This window comes from Qipengyuania sp. YIM B01966 (genome assembly GCF_016461955.1).
In the GTDB taxonomy this organism is placed as follows: Bacteria; Pseudomonadota; Alphaproteobacteria; order Sphingomonadales; family Sphingomonadaceae; genus QFOP01.
The window spans coordinates 47,650-62,660 of the sequence record NZ_JADMNM010000003.1 but is presented as its reverse complement, the minus strand read 5'-3'; the positions used below and the strand labels follow the sequence as shown (position 1 = coordinate 62,660).

Below are 15,011 nucleotides of genomic sequence, written 5' to 3'. Positions count from 1 at the left end.
CAATATGTCCGCAATATTACAGTTGTGCGACTCCTGTCACATTGGCTCTATCGCCAGCGGCAGGCGCACCTCGACCGTCGTCCCGCGCCCGACCTCGCTGGTGATGTCGAGCGCGCCGCGGTGCCGTTCGACGATATGCTTCACGATCGCGAGGCCGAGTCCGGTGCCGCCCGACGCACGGCTGCGGCCGGGATCGGTGCGGTAGAACCGCCTTGTGAGATGGGGCACGTGTTCGGCCGCGATGCCATCGCCCCGGTCGGTGACGCGCAGCCGCACCTTGCCCTCCACCTCGCGGTCGAGCGAGACGGTCACCGGCTTTTCCGCATCACCATATTTGAGCGCATTGTCGACCAGGTTGCGGACCAGCTGCTCCAGCTGCTGCGCATCGCCGCGCACCGGCGCTTCGCCCGCCAGCGCCAGTTCGAGCCGCGCGGCCCGCTCCGGCCCCGCCGCGTCATGCGCCGCGCGCGCGACCAGCGGCGCGAGGTCGAGCCGGTGTTCGGGCAGATCGTGCTTTTCCGCCTCCACCCGTGACAAGCTCATCAGATCGCTGACGAGGCTCTGCAAGCGTTTCGCTTCGCGCGCGATGGTGTCCAGAAAACGCCCGCTCATCGCTGAATCGAGCGCCGGACCGTCTTCTTGCAACGTCTCGACATAGCCGATGATCGAGGCCAGCGGCGTGCGCAGCTCGTGGCTGGCATTGGCGACAAAGTCGGTATGCGCGCGGCTGATATCGGCTTCGGCGGTACGGTTGACCAGCTCGAGGATCGCCAGCCCGCCATCGAGCTGCTGGCGGTTCAGCTCCCAAATGTCGCGCCGCTGGACGAGGCCGCGCACAATCGCCTTGCCGCTGACCGCGCGCCCGAGCAGCTTGACCGCATCGGGCTGGCGAAAGCCGACCCGCACGTCCTGCCCCAGCAAATGCCCGCCGATCACCTCTCGCGCGGCGCGGTTGACCACCGTCACCCGTTCGCCCTGGGTGAGCAGCATGGGGGTGGCCGAGTGCTCGATCAGCGCGCCGAGCTGATCGGGCGAGAGGCCGTTACCTGCGCGCCGACTGGCGGTTTCGGGCGGCCGCGCGGCGGCAAGCCACAGGCTGCCAAGCCAGACCAGCAGCACCGCCACCACGAGCCACAGATCGACCCGCAACGCCAGCATCCCGGCCGCGCCCAGCAGGGCCAGCAGGATCCCGGACAGGGGGAGAGAACCAGACCGCTCCATCACCCGCGCCAATAGCCGCGCGTTACCGTCATCGCCAGCGCGATTGCGGTGGTGTCATATTCGGAAGCGCCGGCCGCACCGGCGCGCGCGGCGAGGGCGCGGCATCGCCAGTCGGCCAGTGGTGCAGTGACCCGGCGGTTCGAGGACGCAAGACGCATGACCAACACGCTCTATTTCGCCGATAATCTGCACGTCCTGCGCGTACATATCGCCAGCGAGAGCGTAGATCTGGTCTATCTCGACCCGCCGTTCAATTCGAACGCCAATTACAACATCCTGTTCAAGGGTCCCGAGGGGCACAGCAGCGAAAGCCAGATCAAGGCGTTCGAGGACACCTGGCACTGGAACGAAAGCGCGGAGAGCGCCTTCGACGAAGTGATGCGCAGCGGAAACACTGACGCCTTCACCCTGCTGCGCGCGATGCGCGAGTTCCTCGGCGACAACGACATGATGGCCTACCTCGCCATGATGGCGGTACGGCTGATCGAACTCCACCGTGTGCTCAAGCCGACCGGCTCGCTCTATTTGCACTGCGACCCGACCGCGAGCCATTACCTCAAGCTGCTGCTGGATGGGGTGTTCGGGGCGACGAACTTCTTAAATGAGATAATCTGGAAGCGCACCAGCGCCCACAGTAGTTCTAAGCGTTTTGGACCGGTCCACGATACGATTGTTCTATGCGAGATCAGACAAGTATCTCTGGAATAAACAGTTTACTCCGCACACAGTTTACTCCGCACGAAGCGGACTACATCGAACTTTTTTTTGATCAGTCGGATGAAGATGGTCGGCGTTGGAAGCGTATGGACCTCACCGGAGCGGGCACTCGTAATGGCGAGACTGGAAAAGTCTGGCGCGGAATTGATGTAACGGCGAAGGGGCGCCATTGGGCGTATCCGCCAAGCAAACTCGACGACTTGGACGATGCGGGGCGGATTCACTGGCCGAAAAAGGAAGGCGGCATGCCCCGCCTCAAGCAGTACCCCGAGGATTTGGACGGGGTCGCCCTTCAAGACGTAATCTCCGACATTCGTCCGATGCACAATCTGGCGAAAGAACGCCTCGGCTACCCCACCCAGAAACCCCTCGCGCTGCTCGAGCGCATCATCGCGGCCTCGTCCAACCCCGGCGACGTGGTGCTCGACCCGTTCTGCGGCTGCGGCACTGCGGTCCACGCGGCGCAGAAGCTGGGGCGGCAGTGGATCGGGATCGATGTCACCCACCTCGCGATCGGGTTGATCGAGAAGCGCATGAAGGAGGCTTTCCCCGGCCTCGCATTCGAGGTGAAGGGCCGCCCGCAATCGCTCGCCGCCGCCGAGGACCTCGCGCGGCGCGACAAGCACCAGTTCGAGTTGTGGGCGCTCAGTGTGGTCGAAGCCGACCCGTGGAAGGGCGGGCGCAAGGGGGCCGATACCGGCATCGATGGCATCATCTGGTTCAAGCCCGACGGCAAGAAGACCGAAAAGGCCATCGTCGAGGTCAAAGGCGGCGGCACCGGCGTGAAGGACATCGGCAGGCTGGCGCAGGTGATGGAGCGCGAAGGCGCGAAGATCGGTGTGTTCCTTACCGCGCAGCCGCCAACCCGCGCGATGGAGCGCGATGCGGCAGCGGTCGGTGTGTGGGAAAACGAATATACCGGCCGCAAGCACGCACGCCTGCAAATCATCACGCTCGCCGAATTGTTTCAGAACAAGCGCCCGGACATTCCGTGGGTCGATACGACCATCGCCAAGAAAGCCCGGCGGGAAGATACCACCAGCCAGGGAAGCCTGTTGTAATAGGCCTGCTGTGAAGATGGTGACCCCTACGGGAATCGAACCCGTGTTTCAGCCGTGAAAGGGCCGCGTCCTAACCGCTAGACGAAGGGGCCATGCCGGGATGCCGGGTGGCGTGGCGGCGCATCTAAGGGGGAGGGCGGGCCGGGTCAACCCCTCTGCCGGGTGCTAATTTCAACAGGCCCAATCAATCGGCCCAGGCGGCATCCTCGAGATGGAGTTCGGCCGCCGGGCGGGCGCCCCAATCGTCCACCTTGGCGCGGCCCGCCAGCCACAGCCGCCGCCCCTGCGCGCCGTGCAGCAAGGCCTGCCCCAGCGCGCTTTCGCCGGCGCGGAAGGCGATCGCCTTGAACGATCCGCCGCCCGCCGACCCGGCGATCAGGCGCAGGTGATCGTTGCCGACCAGCTCGGCGCGCACCAGATGCACCGGGCCGATCGCCACGCGCGGGCCGGGCCAGCCGACGCCATAGGGGCCGGCCGCCTCCAGCGTATGGACCAGCTCGGGCGTCAACCCCGAGGGCGCGACCGCCATGTCGAGCAGCAGCGCGCGGTCTGCCGACGCCCGGGCGACGGCAGCGCCCAGCCGCGCGTCGAGCCAGTCGGCCAGTTCGCCAATCCGCGCCTCGTCCACCGTCAGCCCGGCTGCCATGGCATGGCCGCCGCCCGCCGCCAGCAGCCCCGCCTCGCGCGCGGCGATGATCGCGGCGCCGAGATCTACGCCCGGGATCGAACGGCCCGACCCCTTGCCGATGCCGCTGTCGCCATCGGCGGCGATGACGATGGCGGGCTTTCCGGTCTTTTCCTTGATCCGCCCGGCGACAATGCCGATCACGCCGGGATGCCAGCCGCGCCCGGCCAGCACCAGCACCGCACGATTGTGCTGCGCGGGCAATTGCGCCTCGGCCGCTTCCTGCACCGCCTGCTCGATCGCGCGGCGCTCGTCATTGAGGACGGAAAGCTGCGCGGCGATCGCCGCTGCCTCGCCCGCATCCTCGGTGGTCAGCAGCCGCACGCCCAGCGTCGCTTCGCCCACGCGCCCGCCGGCATTGATCCGCGGGCCCAGCGCAAAGCCGAGATCGCTGCAGAGCGGCGCGCGGGTGAGGCGGCTGGCGTCGATCAGCGCTGCCATGCCGATATTCTCGCGCCGGGCCATCACCTTCAGCCCCTGCGCCACCAGCGCACGGTTAAGCCCGTGGAGCGCGGCAACATCGGCCACGGTGCCTAGCGCCACCAGGTCGAGCAGCGCGAACAAAGACGGTTCGGCACGCGTTTCGAACCAGCCGCGCCGGCGCAGCACGCGCACCGTCGCAATCGCCAGCAGGAAGGCCACGCCAACCGCCGCCAGATGCCCGTGGCTGGCCCCCACAGCGCCTTCGTCGAGCCGGTTTGGGTTGACCAGCGCGGCGGCGCGGGGAAGCTCTGCGGCGCATTTGTGGTGATCGACCACGATCACATCGACACCCGCATCATGCGCCATTGCCAGCGCCTCGTGCGCCATTGCGCCACAATCAACGGTGACGATCAGGCTCGAGCCTTCCTCGGCCAGCCGGACCAGCGCCGCGCCGCTCGGGCCATACCCTTCGAGCAGCCGGTCGGGGATGTAATAGCGCGCGTCATGCCCCAGCATCCGTAGCAGCCGCACCAGCAGTGCCGCGCTGGTGGCGCCATCGACGTCGTAATCGCCGTAAATCGTAACCGTCTCGCCGGTCATCACCGCCTGCGCCAGCCGGTCGGCAGCGGCGTCCATATCGCGCAGCTCGCTGGGGTCGGGCAGGAAATCGCGCAATGTCGGGTTGCGGTGGCGGGCGAGATCGCCGCGCTCCACCCCGCGGGCGAGCAGCAACTGGGTGACGATGTCGTCCTCCAGCCCGGCTGCGCCGCCTGTTACATCCATATTGCCGCCGCGCCATTGCCAACGGCGGCCGGACAGCGAGCTTTCCACCCCGAAGACATGGCTGAGCGACTGGTCGGTCATGCGCGCGAACCTAGGGCGCGGGGGGCGCGGGGGGAAGGGCGGCGGCGGCGCAATCGACAGAAGCGGCGCTGAGTGGCGGGCTGGACCGGGCGCGGGCGCTGCGCCATGAGCGGCAGCGATGATTGTTAGCGACCGCGCGCATCTGCTGATCGCCTGGCACAGCCGCACCGGGGCGAGCGAGGCACTGGCGCACGCGGCGGCGGGCGGTGCCGGGCCGGAAGCGCGGCTGATGCCGGCCGCAGCGGTGATGCCCGGCGATCTTCTGGCGGCGGGCGGTTATCTGTTCGCCGCGCCGGAAAACCTCGCCACGCTATCGGGCGCGATGAAGGAGCTGTTCGACCGCTGCTATTACCCGGTGCTCGGGCGCATCGAGGGGCGGCCCTATGCCTCGCTGATTGCCGCCGGCTCGGACGGCAGCGGGGCGCAGGCCCAGCTCGACCGGATTTGCACCGGGTGGCGCCTGCGACGCGTGGCCGCGCCAGTCATCGTCAATTTCGCCGCTCAGACGCCCGAGGCGATCCTGGCGCAAAAGCGCGTGGCAGAGGCCGACCTTACCGCCGCGCGCGAACTGGGCGCGGCGCTGGCCGAGGGTTTGGCGCAGGGGATCTTCTGAGGGGGAGGGGTGTGGCGCTGGATGCGTCGCTACGCTCGCAATGACGGGCCCATTTCGTCATTGCGAGGAGCCGCCAGGCTCCGTGGCAATCCCGAAACCGCGCCGGCTGCCCTGGCGGAAGATATTGCGCTCCAGCGCGGTCACGGCGTCGCGATATTCGGCTTCGAACTGGTCGACCATCTCGGCCACCGGGCGCACCTGCTTGATCGCGCCGACGCCCTGGCCCGATCCCCAGATGTCCTTCCACGCCTTGGCCTTGGTGTTGCCGCCGCTGCCGAAATTCATCTTGCTCGGGTCGCTGACGGGCAAATGGTCGGGGTCCAGCCCCGCGGCGACAATCGAGCTACGCAGGTAATTCCCGTGCACCCCGGTGAACAGATTGGTGTAGACGATCCCCTCCGCGCTGCCTTCGACGATGCCCTGCTTGTAGGCGCCTTCGGCATTGGCCTCGGCCGAGGCGATGAAGGCGCTGCCCATATAGGCGAAATCGGCGCCCAGCGCCTGCGCGGCGAGGATTGAGCGGCCATGCGCGATCGATCCTGACAGCGCGATCAGCCCGTCAAACCATTCGCGGATTTCCTGCATCAGTGCGAAGGGCGACTGGACCCCCGCATGGCCACCGGCACCCGCTGCCACGGGGATAAGCCCGGTCGCGCCCTTCTCGATCGCCTTGTGCGCGAAGCGGTTGTTGATCACGTCGTGCATCGTGATGCCGCCCCAGTTTTTGACCGCCTGGAACACCTCCTCGCGCGCGCCCAGCGAAGTGATGACCAGCGGCACCTGCCACTTTTCGCACACCTGCATATCTTCTTCGAGACGGGCATTGGTGGCGTGGACGATCTGGTTGACGGCGAAGGGCGCGGCGGGCCGGTCAGGGTTGTCGCGGTTGTGCGCGGCCAGTTCCTCGGTGATGCGGTGCAGCCATTCGTCGAGCACGCCGCTGGGCCGCGCGTTCAGCGCCGGGAAGCTGCCGATGATCCCCGCCTTGCACTGCGCGATGACCAGTTCCGGCCCCGACACGATGAACAGCGGCGAGCCGATCAGCGGGAGGCGCAGGCGGTCAAAGGGGGCGGGGAGCGGCATGGAACCTCCGTTGCAGAATGAAACCGGCGGCAGGGTTAGGCAGCGGCGGCGCGCTTGTCGAGTGGCGGCGGGCTATTGGGCGGGCAGCAGGTGCTCCAGCTGATAAACCCGCGCCGCCGTGCCGGCATAGAGCGCGCGCTTCTCCTCCGCCGAAGCGCCCTGCGTCAGCCGCTTGAAGGTGTTCCACAGCACCGGATAGCTCGCGCCCCAGCGATCGACCGGGTAATTGCTTTCGAACATCGCGCGGTCCGGCCCGAACGCCTCGATACAGGTCTCGATATAGGGGCGCCACAGAGCGGCGAGGTGCTCTGACCCGTGGCCTGCCGCCGGGCCATCTTCGGGCAGCGCGCAGAACGCCATGGCGAGCCCGCCGAGCTTGATCGTGACATTGGGGCACGCCGCAAGCTCGCGGATGGCATGGCGCCAGCGATCGAAATTCTCGTGCAGCTTGCCCTTGTAGCTGGCAACGCCCACCGGCGTGCCGCAATGGTCGAGCACGATCGGCTGATCGGGAAACGCGCGCGCCAGGTCGATCACGTCGCCCAGTTGCGGCTCGAGCACCCAGGCATCGAAGGTCAGCCCGCGCTTGCCGAGTTCGGCAAACCCTTCGCGAAAGGCGGCATCGCGGTAGAGGCCCGGCGGATGGTGGAAGGGCGGGCCGAGCACCTCGGGATCGGCGTCCCAGGCGCCGGCATGGCGGATGCCGACAAAACGGGGCGAGGCGGCCATCAACGCATCGAGCACGTCGCCCGCCGCGCTGCCGCCACGCAAATCGGCATGGCCGACGATCGCGGCAGATGGGCGGTATTCGCCATACAGCCCGCTCGCGCCCTGCGCCGCAACGCCGTTGACAAATTCGACCTCGCCCACCGGCCTGAAGGCCTCGTCGCGCGCCGCATCATAGAACGCGCCGCACTCCATATAGACTGTGGCGACGATCCGGTGGCCCGACTGCGTTTCCGCCTGAAGCTGGTCGAAGGTGAAATAGGCCGCATCGGCAATCGCCGCGATGAACGGGTGGCGCGGTTCGGGGAAGGCCGGGATGAGCGGGCGCAAATCCCACAGATGATGATGCGGATCGATGATCGGCAGATCAGGTTCGAGAATCGCTTCGGTCATCGGCAGGCCCTCTCACGTGGCGGGAAAGGACCACACCTCGTAGCGGGTCGCAAGCCTGCTCCGGGCAGAAGCCTATCTGACCGCGCCATTCGCCGCGCTGATCACGGCGCGGACGCTGGCGGTGGCGATGTCTTCGTCGATGCCGCAGCCCCATATGCGGCGGCCGTCGGGCAGCGCGGCGAGGATGTAGGCTGCCGCGCGCGCGTCGCTGCCGGCGCCCAAGGCGTGTTCGGAATAGTCGACCACCTCCAGCGCCACGCCGAACGCCTCGCGCAAGGTCGCGACGACCGACGAGATCAGGCCGTTGCCGCGCCCCGAGACGCTCTGCGCGCGGCCCTCCACCTCGATCGTCCCGGCAAACACCCGCGTGCCATCGGCGGCGCGGGTTTCCTCGTAATCGACCAGCTGGAAATGCTTGCCTGGCGTCTGCACATGATAGGCAGCGCGAAACGCCTGCCAGATATCGGCGGCGTTCAATTCGCGGCCCAGATCGTCGGCCATGCGCTGGACATGGCGCGAGAAATCGGCCTGCATCGCCTTGGGCAGCTTGAGGCCCTGATCCTGTTCAAGGACCCAGGCAAAGCCGCCTTTGCCGCTCTGCGAATTGACCCGGATCACCGCCTCGTAAGAGCGGCCGAGATCGGCCGGGTCGATGGGCAGATACGGCACCCGCCACTGCGGATCGTTCTGCTGCCCGTGCGCTTCGAACCCCTTCTTGATCGCATCCTGATGGCTACCGGAAAAGGCAGTGAAGACCAGCTCGCCGCCATAGGGGTGGCGCTGGTGGACGGGGATCTGGTTGCAGAACTCCACCGTCTCGATAACCCGGTCGATATCGGAAAAATCGAGCGCCGGATCAACACCTTGCGTGTACATGTTGAGCGCCACTGTCACCAGACAGCAATTGCCCGTGCGCTCCCCATTGCCGAACAGGCAGCCCTCGACCCGGTCGGCCCCGGCCATTAGCCCCAGCTCGGCCGCTGCGACCCCGGTGCCGCGATCGTTATGGGTGTGGAGGCTGATCACCGCCGTCTCGCGCCGGGGCAGGTTGCGGATGAAATATTCGATCTGGTCGGCGTAGATATTGGGCGTCGCCGCCTCTACCGTGGCGGGCAGGTTGAGAATGATCGGCTGTTCGGCTGTGGGCTGGAGGATGTCCATCACCGCCTCGCTCACCTCGAGGCTGAAATCGAGTTCGGCGGTGGAGAAGGTCTCAGGCGAATATTGGAAGTTCCATTCGGTGTTCGGGCGCTTGGCCGCCTCGTCACGCATCACCTTGGCGCCGGCAACGGCAATGGCCTTCACCTCGGCGCGGTCCATGCGGAAGACGATTTCGCGCCAGGCCGGGCTGACCGCATTGTAGAGGTGGACGATTGCCGCGCGCGCCCCGGCGAGGCTGTCGAACGAGGTACGGATCAGATCTTCGCGGCTCTGCGTCAGCACCTGGACAATCACATCGTCGGGGATGCGGCCCGAACGGACGAGGCCCGAGATGAAGTCGAATTCGGTCGCCCCGGCGCTGGGGAAACCGACCTCGATCTCCTTCAGCCCCACCTCGACCAGCAGATCGAAGAAGCGGTTCTTCTTCACCGCGTCCATCGGGTCGACAATCGCCTGATTGCCATCGCGCAGGTCGGTGCTGAGCCAGCGGGGGGCGCGGGTGATGGTGCGCGCGGGCCATTGCCGGCCGTCCAGCGGAACCTGCGGGAAGGGCGCGTATTTGGGGCGCGGATCGCGGAGCATGGTCATGGTAATCTCGTCAGCAGCAGCAGGCGGCAGGGGTGCGGGTGATAGAGCCCTTGGGTGCGCCGTCACGCAGCCCGATGCCTGCGCGTCAGGTCACGCCCAAGGGCGGATAAGTCGTAGCAGGGCCGCAGGCGAGATCATGCGCTGCTTGTAGGCGCGGCGGCGGTCCGTTGTAAACCCGCCCCGCAGCGCGCTGGTCAACAATGCTGGGCAATCAATCGACCGGGCGCTGGTCCGACATGACATGATCATCCTCGTCACGCAGGTAATTGTGCAGCTTTGTTGCTGCAACGGCGCCGTGGCCCATGGCCACGCTGATCTGGTCGAGCCCTTCGACAATGTCGCCCGCCGCGTAGAAGCCCGGAATCTCGGCCTTCATATGGGTCAGCGCGCCCAGCCGGCCATCCTCGTTCACTTCCAGCCCCAGCTTAACCGCCAGATCGGTGCGCGGGGTCACGCCGAATGCGGGGTAAAGGATACCGAAGCGGTGGCTGCTCGCGGTGCTGTCGCGGCCCGCCAGATGGACGGTGATGCCGTCCGCATCGGGCTCGATCGCGGTGACCCGGCCGCGCAGCACGGTGATGTCGCTATCGTCGAGCTCGTGATGCTGGTCGGCGTCGAGATCGTCCGACCAGGCGGGGATCAGCGTCACCTTATCGGAATATTGCCGCAGGAACATGGCCTCTGCCGCGCCATGCAGATCTGCGCCGAGCACCGCGATTTCGCGGCCCGAATGCTCGTAGGCATCGCAGATCGGGCAATAGCGCAGCACATCGTCTTTGATTGCCTGCTCGTGCACCTCGCGCGGCAGATCGACCTCGTTGAGCCAGATGCCGGTCGCCAGCACCACGCCGCGTGCGGTGATGGCGCCGCCATCGTCGAGCTGGGCGGTGAACCCGTTCGCGGTCCGCTTCAGCCCGGTGACCAATGCCTTGTGCAGGCGCGCGCCATATTCGGTGGCGTGTTCGGTCATCCGGGCGAGCAGGTCGGTGCCGCAAACCCCTTCCGGAAAACCGGGCACGTTATGGGTCAGCGGGATACGCAGCGCACGGGCGGTGCCGTCATGCACCACCAGCACATCGCGCCGATAACGGGCGAGGTACATCGCTGCGGTAAGCCCGGCGGGGCCCGCTCCGATGACAAGTGTTTCGCAGTCGAGCGCCATCAGCCGCACCGCAACGCAAGGATCCGGTCGGTCCGCGGTTCGGTCACGATATTCAGCCTGTCCGGCCGATAATCCGTGGTCACCATGCTGGTAGGGTGCAGCCAGCGGATTGCCTGCCCTGGCCGCGCGGCGGCGATCTCGGCACGGTAGGCTGGTGTCGCCGGCCGGCCGATCGCTGGCCGAAGCTCGGCTGCGCGGCAAGGATCGTCAGTGTCCAGCCGCGCGGCGGGCGGGGGGACGGCGCCGGAGTCTTTCTCGAAAGCGACCGAGATGTCGAGCAGCACCCGATCGGACACCAGCGGCAGCGCGGTGGTGATGCCGAAATCGGACCGGTCGATCGCCGCTCGCCCGTGGAAACCGACCGTGTCCTTGCGGGTCATCGGATTGGTCCCTGCACCTGCAAAGCTGGCTGCGATGGCCACGGGCTTCGTTCGGCCATTGAGGGTCAAATGGCCGTGGATCAACGCGGTGTGGTCGGGGCCGGGGACAACGCTGGTGGACACGAACCGCGCCGGCTGCGGCTCCGGCCCGAAGAAATCCGGCGCCGCGCCATCAGCCCCCGGCCGCAGCAAGTGCTCGCGCAGACCCGCGCTGGGCACGGTGACGCTAGCGACGGGGATTGTTACATCGACCCGCGCGGCGGCCGGATTGGCCGGGTCGAGCGACAGCTCGCCTGCAACATCGCCGAAGATGCCAAAATAATCGTTGAACCCGAAATGGCTGAGCGACCATCCTACCTGCGAATGCGCTGCATCGGCCGTGTAGAGCCCGGCGCTGACCCGCCCGGCATCGCGCACACCGGGCACCGATGGCTGTGCATTGAGCGCCCACGTGCCGCTGCCGGCCAAGAGAGCAAGGGCGACAGCGGCGATACTGGCTTTGATCTGCATCGACGGGATCCTGTTCTGGTGACGACGGGAAGCCGCCTTGTTTCCCTTTAACGCGGCGAGGTCAATTCTTCTCCTGATCGACCAGCTGATTGGCCTTGATCCACGGCATCATCGCCCGCAGCTTCGCCCCGGTCTGCTCGATCGGATGCGCCTCGGCCGCCTTGCGGCTGGCCTTCAGTTCGGGCTGGCCGGCGCGGTTGTCGAGGACGAATTTCTGAACGAACCGGCCGGACTGGATGTCGGCCAGCACGCGCTTCATCTCGGCCTTGGTCGCGTCGGTGATGATCCGCGGGCCGGTGGTGATGTCGCCATATTCGGCCGTGTTGCTGATCGAATAGCGCATATTGGCGATGCCGCCTTCATACAGCAGATCGACGATCAGCTTGGTTTCGTGGAGGCACTCGAAATAGGCCATTTCGGGCGCGTAGCCGGCCTCGACCAGCGTTTCGAAGCCCGCCTGGATCAGATGGGTGATGCCGCCGCACAGCACCGCCTGCTCGCCGAACAGGTCGGTTTCGCACTCTTCCTTGAAATTGGTTTCGATGATGCCGCTGCGCCCGCCGCCGACGCCGCTGGCATAGGCCAAGGCAATGTCGTGGGCGTTGCCCGTGGCGTCCTGGTGGACCGCGATCAGGCACGGCACGCCGCCGCCCTTGAGGTATTCGCTGCGCACGGTGTGACCCGGCCCCTTGGGCGCGATCATGATCACGTCGATGTCGGCCGGCGGCTCGATCAGGCCGAAATGAATGTTGAGCCCGTGCGCGAAGGCGAGCGCGCTGCCGGGCTTCAGGTTGCCGGCAAGGTCATTGTCCCAGATCGCCGCCTGATGTTCGTCAGGGGCGAGGATCATGACGATATCGGCCCACTTCGCCGCCTCGTCATTGGCCATCACCTTGAAGCCCGCGCCTTCGGCTTTCCGGGCGCTGGCAGAGCCGGGGCGCAGCGCGATGGCAATGTCGGCCACGCCGCTGTCGCGCAGGTTCTGGGCATGGGCGTGGCCCTGGCTGCCATAGCCGACAATCGCAATCTTCTTGCCGGTGATGAGGTTCAGATCGGCGTCGGCGTCGTAATAGACCTTCATATCTTCAATCCCGTTTAGATTGTTCGTCGCCCCAAGCCCGGGATGACAGGGTTTGCTGGTTACCTGGCTTCAAATCCCCTCGGCCCCGCGCATCATGCCGACAACGCCGGTGCGGCCGACCTCGACCAAACCAAGTTCGCGCATCAGGGCGACGAAGCGGTCGATCTTGTCGGGCGTGCCGGTCAGTTCGAAAACGAAGCTGGCGGTGGTGGTATCGACCACCTTGGCGCGGAACACCTCGGCCAGCCGCAGCGCCTCGACCCGCGCATCGCCGGTGCCGGCGACCTTGACCAGCGCCAGTTCGCGTTCGACGTGCGGGCCCGCTTCGGTCAGGTCGATGACCTTGTGCACCGGCACCAGCCGGTCGAGCTGGGCGTGAATCTGGTCGATCACCGCCGGCGGGCCGTGGGTGACGATGGTGATCCGGCTGACCGCGTGGTTTTCGGTAATATCGGCAACCGTCAGGCTGTCGATATTGTATCCGCGCGCGGTGAACAGCCCGGCGATCTTGGCGAGGATGCCGGCTTCGTTATCAACGGTGATGGTCAGGACATGGCGTTCGGACGCCTGCTTGCGGATGTGCATCACACCAACGCCTTTGCTTCATCGTCCATCGTCCCGGCGACGCTGTCGCCGTAGAGGATCATTTCGGTATGCGCCGCCCCGCTGGGGATCATCGGGTAGCAATTGGCTTCCTTAGCGACGAGGCAATCGACCATCACCGGCCCGTCATGGTCGAGCATCGCCTGGATGCCGGCATCGAGCTGGCTTTCATCCTCGATGCGGATGCCCTTCCAGCCATAGGCTTCGGCCAGCTTCACAAAGTCGGGCAGGCTGTCGGAGTACGAGTTCGAATAGCGGCTTTCATAAGTCAGTTCCTGCCACTGGCGGACCATGCCCATCCACTCATTGTTGAGGATGAACACCTTGACCGGCAGGCGGTACTGCGTCGCGGTGCCCAGTTCCTGGATGTTCATCTGGATCGATGCGTCACCGGCAATGTCGATCACCAGCGCATCGGGATTGCCGACCTGCGCGCCGATCGCGGCGGGGAGGCCATAGCCCATCGTGCCGAGCCCGCCCGAAGTCAGCCATTTGTTGGGCGCAAAGAACGGGAAATGCTGCGCAGCCCACATCTGGTGCTGGCCGACCTCGGTCGAGACAATCGGATCGCGGTGGCGGCTCAGTTCATAGAGGCGCTTGATCGCCAATTGCGGCATGATTGCGTGGCGGTCGGCGGGGAAGCACAGGCTGTCGCGCGCACGCCAGCCGGCGATGCGTGTTTTCCATTCGCCAAGATCGCGCGCCGGCCGATCGCCCCAGGCAGTGACCAGCTGATTGAGCACCGCCGCGCAATCGCCGACGATCGGCAAATCGGCCGCCACAGTCTTGTTGATCGACGAGCGGTCGATATCGACGTGGATCTTGGTCGCGTTGGGGGCAAAGGCATCGAGCCGGCCGGTCACCCGGTCATCGAACCGCGCGCCAAGGCACAGGATGAGGTCGGCCTGGTTCATCGCCATATTGGCTTCGTAGGTGCCGTGCATCCCCAGCATCCCCAGCCAGTCGGGATGGTCCGCGGGGAAGGCCCCCAGACCCATCAGCGTCGAGGTGACCGGCGCCCCGGTCAGCCGCTGCAAATCGCGTAGCAAGGTGCTGGCGCGCGGCCCGGCATTGATGATCCCGCCGCCCGTGTAGAGCACTGGTGCGCGGGCATTGGCGAGCAGTTCGAGCGCGCGGGCGATGTCTCCGTCGCTAGCGGCCGAGGGCGGAGCATAGCGGTTGCGGGGCGGGATAGCGGCGTCAGTGCCCCACGGCGCCTGCGCAATCTGCACGTCCTTGGGGATGTCGATTACCACAGGCCCAGGGCGCCCGGTGGTGGCGATGCGGAACGCCTCCTCGACCACCGCGGCCAGTTCGGCCGGGTCTTTGACGAGGTAATTGTGCTTCGTGCAGTGGCGGGTGATGCCGATCGTGTCGGCTTCCTGAAAGGCGTCAGACCCGATCAGCCCGGTCGGCACCTGCCCGGTGATGACCACCAGCGGGATCGAATCGAGGAAGGCGTCGGCAATTCCGGTGACGGCGTTGGTCGCCCCCGGACCGCTGGTGACCAGCACCACACCCGGCCGGCCCGTCGAACGGGCATAGCCTTCGGCGGCATGGGCAGCGCCCGCTTCGTGGCGGACAAGGATATGGCGCACCCGGTCATCGGCAAACAGCGCGTCGTAAATCGGCAGCACCGCCCCGCCGGGATAGCCGAACAGGTGTTCGACCCCCTGCTGGACAAGGCATTCGACAAGGATTTGCGCACCGGGGCGCTCGCTGCTCACGTCTGTTCCTTTC

At 66.4% G+C, this 15,011-nt stretch carries 14 protein-coding genes and 1 tRNA gene; 3 read left to right on the top strand and 12 right to left on the bottom strand.

The window, feature by feature from the left end; translation table 11 throughout:
* Window positions 1-36 precede the first annotated feature (36 nt).
* Entirely contained in the window at window positions 37-1,221 is a 1,185-nt protein-coding gene (locus tag ILT46_RS05245; RefSeq protein ID WP_199503600.1) for an ATP-binding protein, read from the bottom strand.
* Window positions 1,221-1,379, bottom strand: a complete 159-nt coding sequence (locus ILT46_RS05240; RefSeq protein ID WP_199503599.1) for a hypothetical protein — start codon at window positions 1,377-1,379, stop codon at window positions 1,221-1,223. The genes ILT46_RS05245 and ILT46_RS05240 overlap by 1 nt, the downstream gene beginning before the upstream one ends.
* Between ILT46_RS05240 and ILT46_RS12275 the strand changes: the two genes are divergently transcribed.
* Together ILT46_RS12275 and ILT46_RS12270 are read left to right on the top strand one after the other, a co-directional pair.
* Window positions 1,378-1,929: a DNA methyltransferase gene (locus tag ILT46_RS12275; RefSeq protein ID WP_199503598.1), complete on the top strand. Its 552-nt coding sequence runs from the start codon at window positions 1,378-1,380 to the stop codon at window positions 1,927-1,929. The two genes, ILT46_RS05240 and ILT46_RS12275, sit on opposite strands and share 2 nt — an antisense overlap.
* Window positions 1,899-2,999 carry a DNA methyltransferase gene (locus ILT46_RS12270; RefSeq protein WP_199503597.1) on the top strand — a complete coding sequence of 367 codons (1,101 nt, stop codon included), beginning with the start codon at window positions 1,899-1,901 and terminating at the stop codon, window positions 2,997-2,999. The genes ILT46_RS12275 and ILT46_RS12270 overlap by 31 nt, the downstream gene beginning before the upstream one ends.
* A 17-nt stretch (window positions 3,000-3,016) precedes the next feature.
* On the opposite strand, the gene ILT46_RS05225 is transcribed toward ILT46_RS12270, so the two are convergent.
* Window positions 3,017-3,091, bottom strand: a tRNA-Glu gene (locus ILT46_RS05225).
* Window positions 3,092-3,183: 92 nt separating this feature from the next.
* Window positions 3,184-4,971, bottom strand: coding sequence for a single-stranded-DNA-specific exonuclease RecJ (gene recJ / locus ILT46_RS05220; protein ID WP_199503596.1), 1,788 nt, complete (start codon window positions 4,969-4,971; stop codon window positions 3,184-3,186).
* A 118-nt stretch (window positions 4,972-5,089) separates the two neighbouring features.
* Between recJ and ILT46_RS05215 the strand changes: the two genes are divergently transcribed.
* On the top strand, window positions 5,090-5,584 hold the full coding sequence (locus tag ILT46_RS05215) for a flavodoxin family protein (protein ID WP_199503595.1): 495 nt from the start codon (window positions 5,090-5,092) through the stop codon (window positions 5,582-5,584).
* Window positions 5,585-5,641: 57 nt separating this feature from the next.
* On the opposite strand, the gene ILT46_RS05210 is transcribed toward ILT46_RS05215, so the two are convergent.
* From ILT46_RS05210 to ilvB, 8 genes are all read right to left on the bottom strand, one after another.
* Window positions 5,642-6,667: an NAD(P)H-dependent flavin oxidoreductase gene (locus tag ILT46_RS05210; protein ID WP_199503594.1), complete on the bottom strand. Its 1,026-nt coding sequence runs from the start codon at window positions 6,665-6,667 to the stop codon at window positions 5,642-5,644.
* Window positions 6,668-6,739: 72 nt separating this feature from the next.
* Entirely contained in the window at window positions 6,740-7,786 is a 1,047-nt protein-coding gene (locus ILT46_RS05205; protein ID WP_199503593.1) for an amidohydrolase family protein, read from the bottom strand.
* Between the two features lie 72 nt (window positions 7,787-7,858).
* Entirely contained in the window at window positions 7,859-9,535 is a 1,677-nt protein-coding gene (gene leuA, locus ILT46_RS05200) for a 2-isopropylmalate synthase (protein WP_199503592.1), read from the bottom strand.
* A 211-nt stretch (window positions 9,536-9,746) separates the two neighbouring features.
* Entirely contained in the window at window positions 9,747-10,697 is a 951-nt protein-coding gene (locus ILT46_RS05195; protein ID WP_199503591.1) for an NAD(P)/FAD-dependent oxidoreductase, read from the bottom strand.
* A complete protein-coding gene (locus ILT46_RS05190; RefSeq protein WP_199503590.1) occupies window positions 10,697-11,587 on the bottom strand; it encodes an I78 family peptidase inhibitor in 891 nt (296 codons plus the stop codon). Before ILT46_RS05190 ends, ILT46_RS05195 begins: the two co-directional genes overlap by 1 nt.
* Before the next feature lie 61 nt (window positions 11,588-11,648).
* A complete protein-coding gene (gene ilvC, locus ILT46_RS05185; protein ID WP_199503589.1) occupies window positions 11,649-12,668 on the bottom strand; it encodes a ketol-acid reductoisomerase in 1,020 nt (339 codons plus the stop codon).
* 69 nt (window positions 12,669-12,737) lie between these two features.
* Entirely contained in the window at window positions 12,738-13,253 is a 516-nt protein-coding gene (gene ilvN, locus ILT46_RS05180) for an acetolactate synthase small subunit (protein ID WP_199503588.1), read from the bottom strand.
* A complete protein-coding gene (gene ilvB / locus ILT46_RS05175; protein WP_199503587.1) occupies window positions 13,253-14,998 on the bottom strand; it encodes a biosynthetic-type acetolactate synthase large subunit in 1,746 nt (581 codons plus the stop codon). Before ilvB ends, ilvN begins: the two co-directional genes overlap by 1 nt.
* Between the last annotated feature and the right edge of the window lie 13 nt (window positions 14,999-15,011).